The organism is Pantoea sp. RCC30.1, from assembly GCF_058148845.1.
The window spans coordinates 1-17,244 of sequence record NZ_JBXUHX010000036.1 but is presented as its reverse complement, the minus strand read 5'-3'; the positions used below and the strand labels follow the sequence as shown (position 1 = coordinate 17,244).

18 protein-coding genes are annotated in these 17,244 nt (G+C 55.9%); 9 read left to right on the top strand and 9 right to left on the bottom strand.

What is annotated here, in order from left to right:
• The first annotated feature begins 95 nt into the window (after positions 1-95).
• The 3 genes from AC2LB6_RS21335 to AC2LB6_RS21325 all read left to right on the top strand — a co-directional run bounded on the left by AC2LB6_RS21335 (position 96) and on the right by AC2LB6_RS21325 (position 3,841).
• Positions 96-974 (top strand): MurR/RpiR family transcriptional regulator, encoded by an 879-nt coding sequence (locus AC2LB6_RS21335; RefSeq protein ID WP_490095034.1) that lies wholly within the window; start codon positions 96-98, stop codon positions 972-974.
• Between the two features lie 107 nt (positions 975-1,081).
• Positions 1,082-2,524, top strand: a complete 1,443-nt coding sequence (gene pyk / locus AC2LB6_RS21330; RefSeq protein ID WP_010258665.1) for a pyruvate kinase — start codon at positions 1,082-1,084, stop codon at positions 2,522-2,524.
• Positions 2,525-2,608: 84 nt separating this feature from the next.
• Positions 2,609-3,841, top strand: coding sequence for an MFS transporter (locus tag AC2LB6_RS21325; protein WP_490095033.1), 1,233 nt, complete (start codon positions 2,609-2,611; stop codon positions 3,839-3,841).
• A gap of 120 nt (positions 3,842-3,961) precedes the next feature.
• On the opposite strand, the gene lpxM is transcribed toward AC2LB6_RS21325, so the two are convergent.
• The 3 genes from lpxM to znuA form a co-directional block, all read right to left on the bottom strand.
• Complete coding sequence (lpxM, locus tag AC2LB6_RS21320) at positions 3,962-4,936, bottom strand: lauroyl-Kdo(2)-lipid IV(A) myristoyltransferase (protein WP_490095032.1); 975 nt, start codon at positions 4,934-4,936, stop codon at positions 3,962-3,964.
• 125 nt (positions 4,937-5,061) lie between these two features.
• Positions 5,062-6,393, bottom strand: a complete 1,332-nt coding sequence (gene mepM, locus AC2LB6_RS21315; RefSeq protein ID WP_490095031.1) for a murein DD-endopeptidase MepM — start codon at positions 6,391-6,393, stop codon at positions 5,062-5,064.
• Between the two features lie 13 nt (positions 6,394-6,406).
• On the bottom strand, positions 6,407-7,354 hold the full coding sequence (gene znuA / locus AC2LB6_RS21310; RefSeq protein WP_490095030.1) for a zinc ABC transporter substrate-binding protein ZnuA: 948 nt from the start codon (positions 7,352-7,354) through the stop codon (positions 6,407-6,409).
• 77 nt (positions 7,355-7,431) lie between these two features.
• Here znuA and znuC point away from each other — a divergent pair, with 77 nt between their 5' ends.
• Both znuC and znuB read left to right on the top strand, forming a co-directional pair.
• A complete protein-coding gene (gene znuC, locus AC2LB6_RS21305; RefSeq protein ID WP_490095029.1) occupies positions 7,432-8,187 on the top strand; it encodes a zinc ABC transporter ATP-binding protein ZnuC in 756 nt (251 codons plus the stop codon).
• A complete protein-coding gene (gene znuB, locus AC2LB6_RS21300; RefSeq protein WP_490095028.1) occupies positions 8,184-8,969 on the top strand; it encodes a zinc ABC transporter permease subunit ZnuB in 786 nt (261 codons plus the stop codon). The genes znuC and znuB overlap by 4 nt, the downstream gene beginning before the upstream one ends.
• Here the strand turns inward: znuB and ruvB are convergent, their stop codons facing one another.
• The 6 genes from ruvB to aspS all read right to left on the bottom strand — a co-directional run bounded on the left by ruvB (position 8,970) and on the right by aspS (position 14,492).
• Positions 8,970-9,974: a Holliday junction branch migration DNA helicase RuvB gene (gene ruvB / locus AC2LB6_RS21295; protein WP_010258640.1), complete on the bottom strand. Its 1,005-nt coding sequence runs from the start codon at positions 9,972-9,974 to the stop codon at positions 8,970-8,972.
• An 8-nt stretch (positions 9,975-9,982) separates the two neighbouring features.
• Positions 9,983-10,597, bottom strand: a complete 615-nt coding sequence (ruvA, locus tag AC2LB6_RS21290; RefSeq protein ID WP_003849207.1) for a Holliday junction branch migration protein RuvA — start codon at positions 10,595-10,597, stop codon at positions 9,983-9,985.
• Between the two features lie 96 nt (positions 10,598-10,693).
• The gene (gene ruvC / locus AC2LB6_RS21285) at positions 10,694-11,221 is read right to left on the bottom strand and encodes a crossover junction endodeoxyribonuclease RuvC (protein WP_003849205.1); all 528 of its coding nucleotides are present in this window, start codon (positions 11,219-11,221) and stop codon (positions 10,694-10,696) included.
• A 34-nt stretch (positions 11,222-11,255) separates the two neighbouring features.
• Positions 11,256-11,999, bottom strand: a complete 744-nt coding sequence (locus tag AC2LB6_RS21280) for a YebC/PmpR family DNA-binding transcriptional regulator (protein ID WP_090960203.1) — start codon at positions 11,997-11,999, stop codon at positions 11,256-11,258.
• Positions 12,000-12,282: 283 nt separating this feature from the next.
• Positions 12,283-12,714, bottom strand: coding sequence for a dihydroneopterin triphosphate diphosphatase (gene nudB, locus AC2LB6_RS21275; RefSeq protein WP_490095027.1), 432 nt, complete (start codon positions 12,712-12,714; stop codon positions 12,283-12,285).
• Complete coding sequence (gene aspS / locus AC2LB6_RS21270; protein ID WP_490095026.1) at positions 12,714-14,492, bottom strand: aspartate--tRNA ligase; 1,779 nt, start codon at positions 14,490-14,492, stop codon at positions 12,714-12,716. Before aspS ends, nudB begins: the two co-directional genes overlap by 1 nt.
• A gap of 211 nt (positions 14,493-14,703) precedes the next feature.
• Here aspS and AC2LB6_RS21265 point away from each other — a divergent pair, with 211 nt between their 5' ends.
• The 4 genes from AC2LB6_RS21265 to AC2LB6_RS21250 all read left to right on the top strand — a co-directional run.
• The gene (locus AC2LB6_RS21265; RefSeq protein WP_490095025.1) at positions 14,704-15,525 is read left to right on the top strand and encodes a DUF72 domain-containing protein; all 822 of its coding nucleotides are present in this window, start codon (positions 14,704-14,706) and stop codon (positions 15,523-15,525) included.
• Between the two features lie 69 nt (positions 15,526-15,594).
• Entirely contained in the window at positions 15,595-15,990 is a 396-nt protein-coding gene (locus tag AC2LB6_RS21260; RefSeq protein WP_490095024.1) for an MAPEG family protein, read from the top strand.
• 81 nt (positions 15,991-16,071) lie between these two features.
• Positions 16,072-16,800 carry a carboxy-S-adenosyl-L-methionine synthase CmoA gene (gene cmoA / locus AC2LB6_RS21255; RefSeq protein ID WP_490095023.1) on the top strand — a complete coding sequence of 243 codons (729 nt, stop codon included), beginning with the start codon at positions 16,072-16,074 and terminating at the stop codon, positions 16,798-16,800.
• Positions 16,797-17,244 (top strand): DUF1698 domain-containing protein (locus AC2LB6_RS21250; protein WP_490095022.1); only part of this gene is annotated, 448 nt, incomplete at its 3' end. The genes cmoA and AC2LB6_RS21250, both read left to right, overlap by 4 nt.

Genomic DNA, 17,244 nt, shown 5'->3' with positions numbered 1-17,244 from the left:
GCGCTTGCCGGGTGCTGGCGCGATATAGTCTCTGTTATTCGGCTCCTGCGACAGTGATAATTGAAATTGATAAAAGTGATTATGGTCATCAGCTTATGAATATGCTGGAAAAAATTGAGGCGCAGTTTGCTGCGCTGAGCAAAGCGGAACAGAAAGTCGCCCGGCAGATTCTGGCGGAACCGCAGGCGGCGATGCACTCCAGCATCGCGACACTGGCTGGCAGTGCCGGAGTCAGTGAACCCACTGTGAATCGCTTCTGCCACCGACTGGGCGCACACGGCTTCCCCGACTTTAAACTGCAGCTGGCGCAGAGCCTGGTGAAAGGCAGCAATTGGGTCAGCCGGGGGGTTGAAGACGACGACACGGTAGAGAACTACAGCCACAAGATCTTCGACTCTGCGCTGGCCGGGTTGCAACGGGTCCGGGATCAGCTGAACAGCGCGCAGCTGCAACAGGCGGTGACCTTGCTTGCGCAGGCCGATAAACTCGCCTTTTTCGGGCTGGGTGCGTCCGCTGTAGTGGCGCATGACGCTTTCACCAAATTTCTTCGCTTTAATCTGCCGGTCATCTGGTCAGACGATATTGTGATCCAGCGCATGAGTTGCATAAATAGTCGAGCCGGTGACGTTTTTGTTCTCATTTCGCATACTGGACGCACAAAAAATATGGTAGAACTGGCTCGCCTGGCCCGTGTAAACGGTTCCACCGTTATAGCCATCACCTCTGCCGATTCTCCCCTTGCCCATGAAGCAGCGATAGCTTTAGTGCTTGATGTACCGGAAGATACGGATATCTATTTGCCGATGGTATCGCGCCTGGCGCAGTTGACCGTGATCGATGTGCTGGCGACGGGTTTTACCCTGGAACGGGGTGCGCCCTTCCGGGAGAACCTGAAACGCGTGAAAGAGGCGTTGAAAGCGTCGCGTTACGAAAAGAACACCATTCGGGATGAGGATGATCAGCAAAAAAATTAACATCACATTTACAATGTGAGTCGTATCACAACCCATCGATCATATAGAATAGATAACCATGCCGTGTCCACAGCCCATGACACGCTTAAATGTATACGGAGTCCTCGATGTCAAGACGTCTCAGAAGAACCAAAATCGTTACAACCCTCGGCCCGGCCACCGATCGTGATAATAACTTAGAAAAAATCATCGCTGCCGGCGCGAACGTTGTTCGACTCAACTTCTCTCACGGCACGCCAGAAGATCACCAGCTTCGTGCCGATAAAGTGCGCGAGATTGCCGCAAAACTGGGTCGCCACGTGGCTATCCTCGGTGACCTCCAGGGTCCAAAAATTCGTGTATCGACCTTCAAAGAAGGCAAAGTTTTCCTGAATATCGGCGACCGCTTCCTGCTGGATGCCAATCTGGGTAAAGGCGAAGGCGATAAAGAGCGCGTCGGTATCGACTACAAAGGCCTGCCTGCAGATGTGGTGCCAGGCGATATCCTGCTGCTGGATGATGGCCGAGTGCAGCTGAAAGTGCTGGAAGTTCAGGACATGAAAGTGTTCACCGAAGTTACTGTCGGTGGCCCGCTGTCGAACAACAAAGGGATAAACAAGCTGGGCGGCGGCCTGTCGGCTGAAGCACTGACCGAAAAAGATAAAGCGGACATCATCACCGCCGCCAAAATCCGCGTCGATTATCTGGCCGTCTCCTTCCCACGCTGTGGCGAAGATATGAACCTGGCTCGTCGCCTGGCACGTGAAGCGGGTTGCGACGCCAAACTGGTTGCTAAAGTGGAACGTGCTGAAGCCGTAGCCAGCCAGGAAGCGATGGATGACATCATTCTGGCCTCTGATGTAGTGATGGTTGCGCGTGGCGACCTGGGCGTTGAGATTGGCGATCCGGAACTGGTCGGCATTCAGAAAGCGTTAATTCGCCGTGCCCGCCAGCTGAACCGCACTATCATTACCGCGACCCAGATGATGGAGTCGATGATCACTAATCCGATGCCGACCCGCGCAGAAGTTATGGACGTGGCGAACGCCGTGCTGGATGGTACCGATGCCGTGATGCTCTCGGCGGAAACCGCAGCGGGCCAGTATCCGGCTGAAACTGTCTCGGCAATGGCGAAGGTTTGCCTGGGCGCGGAGAAGATCCCAAGCGTCAACGTTTCCAAGCACCGTCTGGATGTACAGTTCGACAACGTCGAAGAAGCGATCGCCATGTCTTCCATGTACGCCGCGAACCACCTGCAGGGCGTTACTGCGATCATCACCATGACCGAGTCTGGCCGTACCCCGCTGATGACCTCACGTATCACCTCAGGCCTGCCGATCTTTGCGATGTCGCGTCATGAACGTACCCTGAACCTCACTGCGCTCTATCGCGGTGTGACGCCGGTGTTCTTCGACAGCAACAACGACGGTGTGGCAGCTGCACACGACGCGGTTAACCTGCTGCGTGATAAAGGCTTCCTGGTCTCCGGCGATCTGGTCATCGTGACGCAGGGTGATGTAATGGGCGCCACCGGCACCACCAACACCACCCGTGTGCTGCGCGTGGATTAATTGAGCCCGTGTTTACATTGTCGGTGTAGAATCAACGACGCGACTGCCTGGCAGTCGCGTTTTCTTTTCTGACAAGGAGGCAAGATGCCCCGTTTCCAGCCCATCAGCCAGCTTACCGGCCGAATTTTACTCTTTCCTCTGGCGTTAGTGCTGTTCGAGTTTGCGACCTATATTGCTCACGACATGATCCAGCCTGGTATGCTGATCGTCACCAGTGAGTTCTCCGTCGGCCCTGAGTGGGTCTCTACTTCGCTGACCGCTTACCTGATTGGTGGCGTGGTGCTGCAATGGCTGCTGGGTCCGCTCTCCGATAAGTTTGGCCGGCGACCGGTGATGCTGTTCGGCATCCTGTTCTTTGCCGTCGCCTGCATGCTGACGCACTGGGTCAGCTCGATTGAAGAATTTGTCAGCCTGCGCTTTATTCAGGGCATCAGCCTCTGCTTTATCGGCGCGGTCGGCTATGCCGCGATTCAGGAGGCCTTTGATGAGGCGCTGGCGGTGCGCATGATGGCGCTGATGGCCAACGTGGCGTTACTGGCTCCGCTGGCAGGCCCATTGGCCGGTGCAGCCTGGCTCACCGTGGGCAGTTGGCGCAGCATGTTCTGGCTGTTTGCCGCCTGCAGCCTTGTCGCTTTTGTGGTGCTGTGGCGCGTAATGCCCGAAACCGCAGGCGACCGCAGTCACTCCATCGCCCTGCCTAATCTGGCGCGCAACTATGGCCGTCTGATGAAAGATCGGCTGGTGATGTTTGGCTCCTTTGCAATCGGGCTGGTGTTTATCCCGATCCTCACCTGGGTTGCCCTTTCGCCGGTGATCCTGATGCATGACGAAGGTCTGTCACGTATGCAGTACGCGCTGCTGCAGCTGCCGGTATTTCTGGCGATGATCGCTGGTAACCTGACGCTGAGTAAGCTGGCCGGACGCGTGCCCATTGAACAGCCGGTAAAGTTCGCCGCCTGGCCGATTCTGATTGGCCTGAGCCTGGCACTGGTGGCAAGCCTGCTCAACAGTCACGGTTATCTGCTGATTACTGCGGGCCTGAGCCTTTACGCCTTTGGTGCTGGCATGGTGAATGCCGGACTCTATCGTCTGACGCTTTACGCCAGCAATGAAGGCAAAGGCAGCGTGGCGGCGATGCTGGGGATGATCAGTATCCTGACGCTTGCGGTGGGAATTGAACTGGCGAAGAGCGGTTACTTCAGCGGCGGCACGCTTTGGTTCTGTCTGATTAACTTTATCAGCGGCGTGCTGTGGTTTGGTCTGGTTATTCTGTTTATGCGCGAGCGTAAACGTCGCAGCACGCTGGAAGCGTTATAAATAGGCAGCGCAGCCACAGGTTTGCCCTGAGCAGGCAGCTTAGAAGCTCAATGCGATGGGAGCATACGCCTGAAGCCAGCGATTAAGTGATAAGAAAAGGCCGCTTTCGCGGCCTTTTTGCTATTTGCGCGGATAAAGATCTTTGCGCGAATAGGGTTCAATATCACCCTCTTTGCGGGTCTTCAGCAGTTTAAGGATCCACGTGTACTGCTCGGGATGCGGGCGAACAAACACTTCCACCTCTTCATTCATCCGGCGAGCCAGCTGTTGATCATCCGCTTCAAGCAAGTCATCCATCGGCGGACGCACATAAATCTCAAGCTTGTGCGTGTCGCTGTTATAAACCGGGAACAGCGGCACCACGCGGGCACGACACACCTTCATCAGGCGGCCTACCGCTGGCAGTGTCGCCTTATAAGTAGCAAAGAAATCGACAAACTCGCTGTGCTCAGGACCATGATCCTGGTCGGGCAGATAATAGCCCCAGTAACCCTGCCGAATCGAACTGATAAACGGCTTAATCCCGTCATTGCGGGCATGCAACCGGCCGCCATAACGACGACGTGCCGTATTCCAGGCATAGTCCATCAGCGGGTCGCTCTGATTATGGAACATCGCCGCCATCTTCTGCCCTTCTGACGCCAGCAACATCGCGGGGATATCCACCGCCCAGCCGTGTGGCACCAGGAAAATCACATTCTGCTGGTCAGCCATCATCTGATCGATAATGTCACGACCATGCCACTCAACACGCTCACGGATACTCGCCGGATCGCGCAGAACCAGTTCGGTCATCATTGCCATTGCCTGCGGTGCGGTCGCAAACATCTCATCGACCAGCGTTGCACGCTGTTCTTCGCTGAGTTCAGGCAGACAGTAATAGAGATTAATCAGCGCACGGCGACGTGCACCCTTTGCCAGCTTACCAGCAAAACGGCCTAAGCGGCCCAGCAGCGGATCGCGTACTTTTGGTGGTAAATAAGCCAGACCTGCCAGCGCACCAATTGCCAGCCAGCTGCCCCAGTACTTAGGTTTGAGAAAAGAACGTTCAAAAACGGGAATAAATTCAGTGTTATTTTTTTTACGGGTTTCCATGCACTCGCCTCAAGCAATGACCGGCTAATGATAGTGACGACCTCAAAATTTGCAATCATCCTGCGCCAGATAGCAAAAAACCGACGGGGAAACCGTCGGTTTTTGCGCGATTTAACGAAATTCGCTTACTTCAGACCCAGCTGAGGCAGCCAGGATTTAACCTGTGCCATATAATCGCTACGATCTTTGCCGGTCAGGCCTTCCATGCGCGGCAGCTTCGCCGTTAATGGATTGACCGCCTGATTATTGATCCAGATTTCGAAATGCAGATGCGGGCCGGTAGAGCGTCCGGTGTTACCAGACAGTCCAATACGGTCGCCACGTTTCACTTTCTGACCTGGCTTCACCAGTACTTTCTTCATGTGCATATAGCGCGTCATATACTGACGGCCATGACGGATAGCGACGTAGTTACCCGCAGCACCGCCATTCTTCGCCACGACGATCTCACCGTCACCCACTGCCAGCACGGGTGTGCCAATCGGCAGCGCAAAGTCGACGCCTTTGTGCGGCGCAATGCGGCCGGTCACCGGATTAAGACGACGCGGATTAAAGTTCGAGGAGACACGATACTGCTTAACCGTCGGGAAGCGCATAAAGCCGCGAGCCAGACCAGAGCCGCTGCGATCGTAGAACTTGCCATCTTCGGCGCGGAAAGCGTAATAGTCTTTGCCGCCGCTGCGCAGTCGCACACCCAGTAACTGACTCTGCGCACTCTTACCCTCCAGCATTTCGCGTGACATCAGAACACTGAACTGGTCACCTGCACGCAGCTTACGGAAGTCCATCTGCCACTGCATCGCTTTGATCACGGCGCTGGCTTCTGCTCCACTCAACCCCGCACGCATGGCGCTGGCGGCAAAACTGCCACGCACTTCGCCCTGCATCACGCTGTTGCGCCATTCGCCCTTCTGCATCTCCGCATCCATCTTAAAGCCACCGGTTGGGGTGCGCTCATAAGTGCGGGTTTCGCGGCGGGAAATTTCCCAGCTCAGGGTTTTCAGGCCGCCATCATCATCCAGCGTCCAGCTCAGCTGCTGACCCACCTGCAGATTACGCAGATCGCGGTCGCTCACCACCAGCGCATTAATGTCGCTGATGTCGATACCATACTGATTCAGGGCACTGCTCAGGGTATCGCCGGATGAAACGGTATAGTCGTGAACCCCTGCCGTATCCGGCGCGTCGGTGTCGACATCGTCTGCTGGCAGCTCTTCGTCCGGTTCCGGTGTGCTCTGATCGATCGGCTCACTGGCTTCCGGCAACAGCGTGCGGAACGTGTTCTTATCCAGCTCAATATTTTTAACGATGGGCGTCACATCATCCGTGGGATGATAAACGTAAGGCCGCCAGACAGCGACGGCCAGAGTGACTACTGTTAAAGAACCCAGCATTACGCGGTGGGGGCGCGGCAAATTATTAAATGCGAGGGCGACAGAGCGGGCTATCTGCTGCACTTTTACCTATTCCTCATGCTCCATTCAGGCAGCTTTCATACTGGCTCGACAGTTGTGAGAGGAATTTCACATAGCTGTCTTTGGCTAAGCTGATGTCTGTGCCCAGGGGATCGAGCGTGCCTTTACGCACCTGCGTTCCGCGGGAGACAGCATCGATGACTGCTGGTCTGAATTGTGGCTCAGCAAAGACGCAGACCGCCTTTTGCTCAACCAACTGTGTTCGTATCTGGTGTAAACGCTGAGCGCCCGGCTGAATTTCAGGATTGACGGTAAAGTGCCCGGTGGGCGAAAGACCGTAGTGCTTTTCAAAGTACGTGTAAGCGTCGTGAAAAACGAAATATCCTTTATTTCTTACCGGAGCAAGTTGTGCGCTAACGCGTTTGTCCGTGTCCGCCAAAGCTACCTCAAACTGCTGGAGGTTGGCGTCAAGTTTGGCCTTATCCTGCGGCATAAGTTCCAATAATTTTCCATGGATTGCAACCGCGGTTTTGCGCGCAATCTCTGGCGACAACCACAGGTGCATATTAAACTCGCCGTGATGATGGTGATGAGCCTCAGCATCCTGATCTTCGGATTTTTCCGCTGCGTGTTCATCTTCATCTTCACCACCGCTAATCAATAACGGTTTTACGCCGTCGATGTTCACCATCGCGAGGTTTTTTTGGGCCGGAAGTTCAGCCGCTGATTTCGCCATAAAGGCTTCCATTTCAGGCCCGACCCAGACGACTAAGTCCGCGTTTTTTAAGCGTTTTGCATCAGAGGGGCGCAGGGAGTAATCGTGTTCAGACGCACCGTCCGGCAGCAGCACCTCAACCGGCGTAACGCCATCAGCAATGGCCGCAGCAATAAAACCTACGGGTTTGAGTGAAGCCACGACATTCGCCTGGGCAGGAAGGGTTAACAAAGCTGAAACAGACAAAGCAGTTAAGGCGAAAATTGCGCCCTTTTTATTATGTAACATATTGCGTCATTCCATCGTGACCGTGAGGTGGAATGTGATATTATAACATTCGAAATTCTGTGCAACCTGTAAATACTATGACCTCACTTGTCACACTCGATAACGTTTCGATAAAATTTAACCAGCGCAATGTGTTATCTGGCGTCAGCCTCGCTTTGCAGCCTGGCCGCATCCTCACCCTGCTGGGTCCCAACGGTGCCGGAAAATCAACGCTGGTGCGTGTGGTGCTCGGCCTGCTCGCGCCCACTACCGGTTCCGTTCAGCGTGATCCCGGTCTGCGTATTGGCTATGTGCCACAGAAGCTGCACATCGACCCCACCCTGCCGGTGACGGTTGAACGCTTTATGCGGCTAACGCGTGGCAGCAAAAACGCCGAGATCCTGCCAGCATTGAAACGTGTGCAGGCGGGTCATCTGCTCCATTCTCCGCTGCAAAAGCTCTCCGGTGGTGAAACCCAGCGTGTGCTGCTGGCACGCGCCCTGCTGAATCATCCCCAGTTACTGGTGCTGGATGAACCGACACAGGGTGTGGATGTGAACGGTCAGGTTGCGCTGTATGACCTTATCAACCAGCTACGCGTGGAACTGAACTGCGGCGTGCTGATGGTCTCCCACGATCTGCATCTGGTGATGGCCAAAACTGACGAAGTGTTGTGCCTCAACCACCATATCTGCTGCTCCGGCACCCCGGAAGCGGTCTCGCAGCATCCGGAATTTATCGCCATGTTCGGCCCGCGCGGCGCAGAAGAGCTGGCGATCTACCGTCATCATCATAATCACCGTCACGACCTTCAGGGACGTATCGTTTTACGCAAAGGACAGGGTTCATCATGATTGAGTTGTTATTACCAGGCTGGATAGGCGGCGTGATGTTAGCGCTGGCTGCCGGTCCGCTGGGTTCGTTTGTGGTCTGGCGCAAGATGTCCTATTTCGGCGATACCCTGGCGCATGCTTCCCTCCTCGGCGTAGCATTTGGCCTGCTGTTTAACGTTAATCCTTACTACGCTGTAATTCTGGTGACGGTCTGCCTCGCGCTGGGACTGGTCTGGCTGGAGCGACGTCCGCATCTGGCTATCGACACCCTGCTGGGCATTATGGCGCACAGCGCGCTGTCGCTGGGCCTGGTGGTCGTCAGCCTGATGAAGAACGTGCGCGTCGATCTGATGGCATATCTGTTTGGCGACCTGCTGGCAGTAACGCCGGATGATCTCTGGATGATGGGTGGCGGTGTGGCAATTGTGCTGCTGGTGATGGCGTGGCAGTGGCGGTCGCTGCTGTCGATGACCATCAGCCCGGAACTGGCGCAGGTCGATGGCGTCAACATCCAGCGTACCCGGTTGATTCTGATGCTGGTCACGGCGCTGACGATTGGCGTAGCGATGAAGTTTGTCGGTGCGCTGATCATCACCTCACTGCTGATTATCCCTGCGGCGACCGCACGCCGTTTCGTGCGCTCACCGGAAGGCATGGCGGCCGTCGCGGTAGTCATCGGGGTGATCGCCGTCACCGGCGGTCTGACCTTCTCCGCGTTCTACGATACGCCAGCCGGGCCGTCAGTGGTGCTCTGTGCCGCCATCCTGTTTATCTTCAGCATGGTGCGCAAACCGGCCATATAATTACTCTTCGCGCGTAATGCCGAAGTGACGATAAGCGTGCTGCGTGGCCATCCGGCCACGCGGTGTGCGCTGAATGAAGCCCTGCTGAATCAGGAAGGGTTCAATCACATCTTCGATGGTTTCCCGCTCTTCACCAATGGCAGCAGCCAGATTATCCAGTCCCACCGGCCCACCCATAAATTTGTCGATTATCGCCAGCAGCAGTTTACGGTCCATATAATCGAACCCTTCGCTGTCGACATTAAGCATATCCAGCGCGCTGCAGGAGACTTCACCGCTCAAATCACCGTTTGCCCGCACTTCTGCGAAGTCACGAACGCGACGCAGCAGGCGGTTGGCGATACGCGGTGTGCCGCGTGCACGACGGGCGATCTCTAATGCCCCTTCGTCACTGAGCGCCAGGCCCAGACAGGCAGCACTGCGACCTACGATGTGCTGCAGATCTTTAACCTGATAGAACTCCAGACGCTGCACAATGCCAAAACGGTCGCGCAGCGGCGAGGTCAGCGAGCCAGCACGCGTGGTAGCACCAATCAGGGTAAACGGCGGCAGATCAAGCTTGATCGAACGCGCAGCCGGGCCTTCGCCAATCATGATATCCAGCTGATAATCTTCCATTGCCGGGTAGAGTATCTCTTCCACCACCGGTGAGAGGCGATGGATTTCGTCGATAAACAGGACGTCATGCGGTTCAAGGTTGGTCAGCATCGCCGCCAGGTCACCCGCCTTCTCCAGCACCGGACCTGAGGTAGTGCGAAGATTAACGCCCATCTCGTTGGCCACGATGTTCGCCAGGGTGGTTTTACCCAGTCCCGGCGGACCGAAGATCAGCAGATGATCGAGCGCATCGCCGCGCAGTTGCGCTGCCTTGATGAAAATCTCCATCTGCTCGCGCACCTGCGGTTGACCGACATACTCGGTCAGCATCTTCGGGCGAATAGCGCGGTCAATAACCTCTTCTTCGCTGATACTGGCAGCGGAGATCAGGCGGTCTGCTTCTATCATGAATTACCTCAAATGGCGGCGCGTAGCGCTTCGCGGATTAGGGTTTCGCAATCCGCATCCGGTCGACCGACTTTACTGATCATACGGCTCGCTTCCTGCGGTTTATAACCCAGTGATACCAGCGCTGCAACCGCTTCGGATTCCGCATCATTGGTTTCCGGCTCGGCGCTCGGCGTGGTCAGCGTAAAGGCTGAATCGCCGCCAAACAGGTCGCCGTGCATCCCTTTGAAGCGGTCCTTCATCTCGACCACCAGACGCTCAGCCGTCTTTTTGCCCACGCCTGGCAGTTTCACCAGTGACGCGATCTCTTCTTTCTCAACAGCGGTCACAAACTGCTGCGCCGACATGCCGGAGAGGATCGCCAGCGCCAGCTTGGGTCCGACGCCATTGACTTTAATCAGTTCGCGAAACAGCGCGCGTTCCTGCTTACTGTTAAAACCAAATAGCAGCTGCGCATCTTCACGCACCACGAAGTGGGTAAAAATCACCGCTTCGTGCTGAAGTTCAGGCAACTCATAAAAACAGGTCATGGGCATATAAATTTCATAGCCGACGCCGTGTGCCTCCAGCAGCACCAGTGGCGGCTGCTTTTCCAGAATATTGCCCCGTAAACGACCTATCACCTGAACGCTTCCTTAACTAACGAATGTGGCGGATTTTATAACATAAAAAAGGCTGGATGAATATCCAGCCTGAGAGTGAGACCTGAGCGATGACGGCTAACCTGAGCGCAACCGTCCGCGCGTTAGCACCAGCTTGCTGTCACTCATGCGCGCCGCATTCTGCGCCACATGACAGTGCGTAATAGCAATCGCCAGCGCATCGGCGGCATCTGCCTGCGGGTTTGCTGGCAGCTTCAGCAGGGTTCGCACCATGTGCTGCACCTGACTTTTTTCGGCGCTGCCAATGCCAACTACCGTCTGTTTCACCTGACGGGCGGCATATTCAAAGACCGGCAGATCGTGGTTTACCGCGGCCACAATCGCGGCACCGCGCGCCTGGCCGAGCTTCAGCGCGGAGTCTGCATTCTTCGCCATAAACACCTGTTCAATAGCGAAGAAATCGGGTGAAAACTGCGTGATGATTTCGCAGACGCCCGCATAAATCAGCTTCAGGCGGGCGGGCAACTCGGTGGTATTGGTGCGGATACAGCCGCTGCCCAGATAGGTGAGCTGGCGGCCAGTCTGACGAATAACACCATAACCAGTGATGCGTGAGCCGGGATCAATACCCAGGATAATCGACATTACGCGTCTCCGGTTAACAGGGCGACAGACGCCATTACAGCGTTTCCGCCACCTCGTCGGAGATCTCACCGTTGTGATAAACCTCCTGCACATCGTCGCAATCTTCCAGCATGTCGATCAGACGCAGCAGTTTTGGTGCGGTTTCCGCATCCATTTCGGCTTTGGTAGTCGGGATCATTGCCACTTCTGCGGTATCCGCTTTCAGGCCGAGTGCTTCCAGTGCATCACGCACCGTGCCCATCTCTTCCCATGCGGTGAAGACATCAATTGCGCCGTCGTCATAGGTGACAACGTCTTCGCCGCCCGCTTCCAGGGCCGCTTCCATGACCGCATCTTCATCCTGACCTGGCGCATAAGAGATCACGCCTTTCTTATTGAACAGGTAGGCTACGGAGCCGTCAGTGCCCAGATTGCCGCCGGTTTTGGTGAAGGCGTGACGCACTTCACCCACGGTACGGTTACGGTTGTCACTGAGGCATTCAATCATGATGGCCGAGCCGCCAGGACCGTAACCTTCATAAATGATGGTTTCCATATTGGCGTTGTCATCGCCGCCCACACCGCGCGCGATAGCGCGATCCATGGTGTCACGGGTCATGTTGTTCGCCAGGGCTTTATCCATCGCTGCACGCAGACGCGGGTTTGAGCCCGGATCGCCACCGCCCAGCTTGGCCGCTGTCACTAGTTCACGAATGATTTTGGTGAAGATTTTGCCGCGCTTAGCATCCTGCGCCGCCTTACGGTGTTTGGTGTTTGCCCACTTACTGTGTCCTGCCATTTTAAATTTTCTCCGATCTTTTACAGGGTGCAGGCTATCCTGGCTGCGAGCCTGTTTACCGTCCGTGCTCTGACAGATTTTTTAAAACCCGTCTGCCCTTAACGGGCGAGCTTCGCGCATCATCGTCACGTACCGTACGTGTGCGACTTCGCGCTGGCGGTAGACAACCTCGCGGCGAGGATGACGCCTGACTGTTCAATATGTTGGTGAAGTCCTGTTAAAACTCACCAGATTCATAAAATTTAATCTATTCGCCGCCGGATTACCGGGCGATGGCGAGCATTCAGATAAATTCTTCAATTGCCTGGCGGTTACTCCATGATCGGGTTAATGCTGCAGCGTCAGCGGGTGCCAGCCAGCGAAACGCCAGATGCTCGGTCAGCGTCACATCGCGCTCTTCCGGCAGTTGCAGGCGAAACCAGTGCTCGTGATTATGGGTGACATCGGGTGCGTAGCGATGGCGAAAATGGGGAAAGATTTCAAAGTCGATTTGACGCTGACAATCCTCCACCTCCAGCCGCTCGGCCAGAACGTCGATGCCGATCTCCTCATTCACTTCACGACACGCGGTCGCCAGCGGTGACTCCCCCGCTTCCAGGCTGCCGGTAACCGACTGCCAGAACGAGGGATCATCGCGCCGCTGCAGCATCAACACCCGGCCAGTATCGCGCGCCGAAATGACGACCAGCACTGAAACCGGGTGTTTATAGCCCATTATTTATTCTCAGGCTTTTCTTTTTTAACGACCTGAATGCCCAGCTCCAGCAGAGAAGCCGGGTTAGCTTCGCTTGGGGCTTCGGTCATCAGGCAGGCGGCCGCCGTGGTTTTCGGGAACGCGATAACGTCACGAATGTTATCAGTGCCGGTCAGCAGCATCGTCAGGCGATCCAGACCAAAGGCCAGGCCAGCATGCGGTGGTGTACCGAACTTCAGCGCATCCAGCAGGAAGCCAAACTTCTCACGCTGCTCATGCTCTTCGATACCCAGAATGCTGAACACCGTCTGCTGCATTTTGCCGTTGTGGATACGCACTGAACCGCCGCCCACTTCATAACCGTTGATCACCATGTCGTAGGCATTCGCCACAGCACGCGTCGGATCGGCGGCCAGCTCTTCTGCGCTCATCTCTTTTGGCGCCGTGAACGGATGGTGCATCGCAGCCAGACCGCCCTCCTCGTCCTCTTCGAACATCGGGAAGTCGATCACCCACAGCGGTGCCCAGGCTTTTTCATCCGTGATGTTCAGCTCGCGACCCACTTTCAGGCGCAGCGCACCCAGTGCATCTGCGACTACTTTGGCGCGATCGGCACCAAAGAAGATGATGTCGCCATCCTGCGCGCCGGTGCGGCTCAGAATGCCTTCAACGATCTCTGCATTCAGGAACTTCGCAACCGGGCTCTGCACGCCTTCCAGACCGTCGGCACGGACATTAACCTTCATCCACGCCAGGCCTTTCGCGCCGTAAATTTCTACGAACTTGCCATATTCATCAATCTGTTTGCGGCTAAGCTGCGCACCGGTCGGCACGCGCAGCGCGGCTACACGGCCTTTTTCATCATTGGCCGGGCCAGAGAAGACCTGGAACTCCACATTTTTCAGCAGGTCGCCAACGTCCACCAGCTCCATCGGGTTACGCAGATCCGGCTTATCAGAACCGTAACGATGCATCGCTTCCGCAAAGGTCATCTGCGGGAACTCGCCGAGATCAACGCCCTTCACGTCCTGCCACAGATTGCGGATTAAACGCTCCATGATTTCACGCACCTGTGGCGCGGTCATAAAGGAGGTTTCTACGTCGATCTGGGTAAATTCTGGCTGACGATCGGCACGTAAATCTTCATCGCGGAAGCATTTAACGATCTGATAGTAGCGGTCAAAACCGGACATCATCAGCAGCTGTTTGAACAGCTGAGGTGACTGCGGCAGCGCATAGAATTTGCCTTTGTGAACCCGGCTTGGCACCAGATAGTCACGTGCACCTTCTGGCGTCGCTTTGGTCAGCATCGGGGTTTCGATATCCAGGAACCCTTCGTCATCCATAAAGCGACGCACAAAGCTGGTGATTTTTGCGCGGGTTTTCAGACGCGTCACCATCTCAGGGCGACGCAGGTCCAGATAGCGGTATTTCAGGCGCGCTTCTTCGCTGTTGGTCTGATTCGAGTCCAGCGGCAGTGGCTCAGAGCGGTTGATGATGGTCAGCTCATGGGCAAACACTTCGACTTCACCGGTCGCCATGTCGCTATTTTTGTTCTTCTCGTCACGCGCACGCACGGTGCCGGTGATCCGGATGCAGAATTCGTTACGCAGTTCAGAAGCCAGCTTAAAGACGTCCTGGCGATCGGGATCAAAGAACACCTGCACGATGCCTTCACGGTCGCGCATATCGATAAAAATCAAACTGCCCAGATCGCGACGGCGGTTTACCCAGCCGCAAAGCGTGACTTGCTGACCTACATGAGACAGATTGAGCTGTCCGCAATATTCTGTACGCATAACACTATCCTTTTAACTTCGCCGCTGCAGCTGACAGCATCCGGCCGCGTTACCTGTTGCGATGCTGTCGCAAAAATGGCGGCCATTATAATGGAAAAAGCCAGGCAGGATAAGCAGATCCGCGCCAAAGCGCCGATTTCCTGTGTGCATTTGCCCCCCTGCCTCACCATAGCCGATAATGGGGTATCTTAACCTGCAGCCAGGAGCACGCGTGACACTTCGTATTGGCCTGCCCCAGTGGCAGCATTCACACTGGAAACGCTGGGGTATTGAGAGCCTGGCGGACTATGCCCGCTACTTCCACTGTGTAGAGGGAAATACCACGCTTTATGCGCTGCCGAATGCGGAAACGGTAATGCGCTGGCGCGATATGACGCACGATGCGTTTCGCTTCTGCTTTAAATTCCCCAATACCATCAGCCATCAGGCGGCGCTGCAGCACAGCGACGACCTGCTGACCGATTTTCTGCGCCTGATGGAGCCGCTGGCCGATCGCATCGGTCAGTACTGGCTGCAGTTGCCCGCCACCTTCTCTCCGGCACAGATCGACGATCTCTGGCGTTTTCTTGATAGCCTGCCGCGCCGTTTTCACTACGGCGTCGAAGTCCGCCATCCAGCTTTCTTTGCCAAAGGTGACGCCGAACGGGCGCTGAATCGTGGATTGATTGAGCGCGGCATCAATCGCGTGATGCTCGACAGCCGTCCGGTTCACGCCTCCACCTCGCAAAGTCCGGCTGCGCTGGTCGCGCGGTCGCAGAAGCCCAAAGTACCGCCTCATGCCTTACGAACCGGCTCGCAGCCGATGGTGCGGTTTATCGGCAGCGACAGTGTGGAAGAGAGCGTACCGCTATTTCAGATCTGGCGAGACAAGCTGACGGCGTGGCAGCAACAGGGCGACGCCATGCTGTTTCTGCACACGCCCAATATGGGCCAGGTCTTTCCGCTGGTGCAGGCGCTCTGGCCGCAGCTGCAGCAGATCGATCCGGCTATTGGCAGTGGACCGGACTGGCCGCAGCAGACGTCACTGTTTTGATTCCTGCCCAGGACAGCGGGCTGTGCGCCCGTTAGAATAGAAGCATTATGGACAGTCGCAGGGGTGGCAATGGTTAGCGCGTTATACGTGGTACTGGGCGCATTGCTGGTGATGAAATTTACGATGGACGTGGTGCGTTTCCGCCGTTTCTATCGCGTGGCCTATGGCGATGGCGGCTATCACGACCTGAAAATGGCGATTCGCATTCACGGCAATGCCATCGAAACCATTCCGCTGGCGCTATTGCTGCTGGTGATGATGGAGATGAACGGCGCCGATATCTGGATGGTGCATCTCACCGGCCTGCTGTTTTTCATCAGCCGATTGCTGCATGCGTGGGGGTTACGCAACAGCGCCATGGCAGGCCGAAAATATGGCATGCTGCTGACGCTGTTTTCACTGTGCGGCATGGTGATTTTTAACCTCATCTATCTGCCGTGGGAACTGGTGCTGACGCTTCATTAAGCCGCCCTGGGTTAAGGGGTGCAGGCCGCCCCACTTTCTGCGAGAATAGCGCCCTTTCCGTCGTCTCTTCGGATTTTCGATATGTCTGACCGCGATCAACTCTTCTCAGCGCCCATTGCAAAACTGGGCGACTGGACTTTTGACGAGCGCGTAGCTGAAGTCTTTCCTGACATGATTCAGCGCTCGGTGCCGGGCTATTCCAACATCATTTCGATGATTGGCATGCTGGCAGAACGTTTTGTTACGCCCGACAGCAAGGTTTATGACCTGGGCTGCTCGCTGGGTGCCGCCACTCTTTCGGTGCGCCGCAATATTCATGTGCCCGGCTGTCAGATCATCGCGGTGGATAACTCTCCGGCGATGGTGGAGCGCTGCCGTCGTCATCTGGATACCTTTCGGGCGGATACGCCGGTCACGGTGCTGGAAGCGGATATCCGTGACATTGAGATTGAGAACGCCTCGCTGGTAGTACTCAATTTCACCCTGCAGTTTCTGGAACCGCCTGCGCGTCTGGCGCTGCTGCAAAAAATCTGGCTGGGACTGAAACCGGGCGGTGCGCTGGTGTTGTCGGAGAAGTTCAGTTTTGAAGATGCTGAGATCGGTGAACTGCTGTTCAATATGCATCACGACTTCAAGCGCGCCAACGGCTACAGCGAACTGGAAATCAGCCAGAAACGCAGCATGCTGGAAAATGTGATGCTGACTGACAGCGTTGAAGCGCATAAAGCCCGCCTGAAACAGGCCGGTTTCTCGCACGCCGAACTCTGGTTCCAGTGCTTTAATTTTGGCTCTCTGGTGGCGTTAAAATGATCGACTTTGGCCGTTTTTATCAGCAAATTGCGGTGGGTCCGCTGGCAAAGTGGCTGGAAGTATTACCGGCGCAAATCAGCGAGTGGCAGCGTGAAAACCTGCATGGGCACTTCCGTGACTGGTATAAGTCGCTGGAGTATCTGCCCCTGCTGGAGCCGCAAAAGCTCGACCTGCTGCACAGTGTGACCGCCGATCGCGATGACATCAGCGATCGCCATCGTCAGGGCATTGAGAAATTACTGCGCAATCTGATGCCGTGGCGGAAAGGACCCTATTTCCTCTATGGCACCCACATCAACACGGAGTGGCGATCTGACTGGAAGTGGGATCGTGTGTTACCGCACATCTCGCCGCTGGCGGGCCGCACGGTGCTGGATGTCGGCTGTGGCAGCGGCTATCACATGTGGCGAATGATTGGCGCGGGCGCCCATCTGGTGGTCGGCA

Bases quoted from the DNA above. Each gene is read 5' to 3' on its own strand.
- AC2LB6_RS21335 (WP_490095034.1), top strand. From the start codon at position 96: ATGAATATGCTGGAAAAAATTGAGGCGCAGTTTGCTGCGCTGAGCAAA.
- pyk (WP_010258665.1), top strand. From the start codon at position 1,082: ATGTCAAGACGTCTCAGAAGAACCAAAATCGTTACAACCCTCGGCCCG.
- AC2LB6_RS21325 (WP_490095033.1), top strand. From the start codon at position 2,609: ATGCCCCGTTTCCAGCCCATCAGCCAGCTTACCGGCCGAATTTTACTC.
- lpxM (WP_490095032.1), bottom strand. From the start codon at position 4,936: ATGGAAACCCGTAAAAAAAATAACACTGAATTTATTCCCGTTTTTGAA.
- znuA (WP_490095030.1), bottom strand. From the start codon at position 7,354: ATGTTACATAATAAAAAGGGCGCAATTTTCGCCTTAACTGCTTTGTCT.
- znuC (WP_490095029.1), top strand. From the start codon at position 7,432: ATGACCTCACTTGTCACACTCGATAACGTTTCGATAAAATTTAACCAG.
- znuB (WP_490095028.1), top strand. From the start codon at position 8,184: ATGATTGAGTTGTTATTACCAGGCTGGATAGGCGGCGTGATGTTAGCG.
- ruvB (WP_010258640.1), bottom strand. From the start codon at position 9,974: ATGATAGAAGCAGACCGCCTGATCTCCGCTGCCAGTATCAGCGAAGAA.
- ruvC (WP_003849205.1), bottom strand. From the start codon at position 11,221: ATGTCGATTATCCTGGGTATTGATCCCGGCTCACGCATCACTGGTTAT.
- AC2LB6_RS21280 (WP_090960203.1), bottom strand. From the start codon at position 11,999: ATGGCAGGACACAGTAAGTGGGCAAACACCAAACACCGTAAGGCGGCG.
- nudB (WP_490095027.1), bottom strand. From the start codon at position 12,714: ATGGGCTATAAACACCCGGTTTCAGTGCTGGTCGTCATTTCGGCGCGC.
- aspS (WP_490095026.1), bottom strand. From the start codon at position 14,492: ATGCGTACAGAATATTGCGGACAGCTCAATCTGTCTCATGTAGGTCAG.
- AC2LB6_RS21260 (WP_490095024.1), top strand. From the start codon at position 15,595: ATGGTTAGCGCGTTATACGTGGTACTGGGCGCATTGCTGGTGATGAAA.
- cmoA (WP_490095023.1), top strand. From the start codon at position 16,072: ATGTCTGACCGCGATCAACTCTTCTCAGCGCCCATTGCAAAACTGGGC.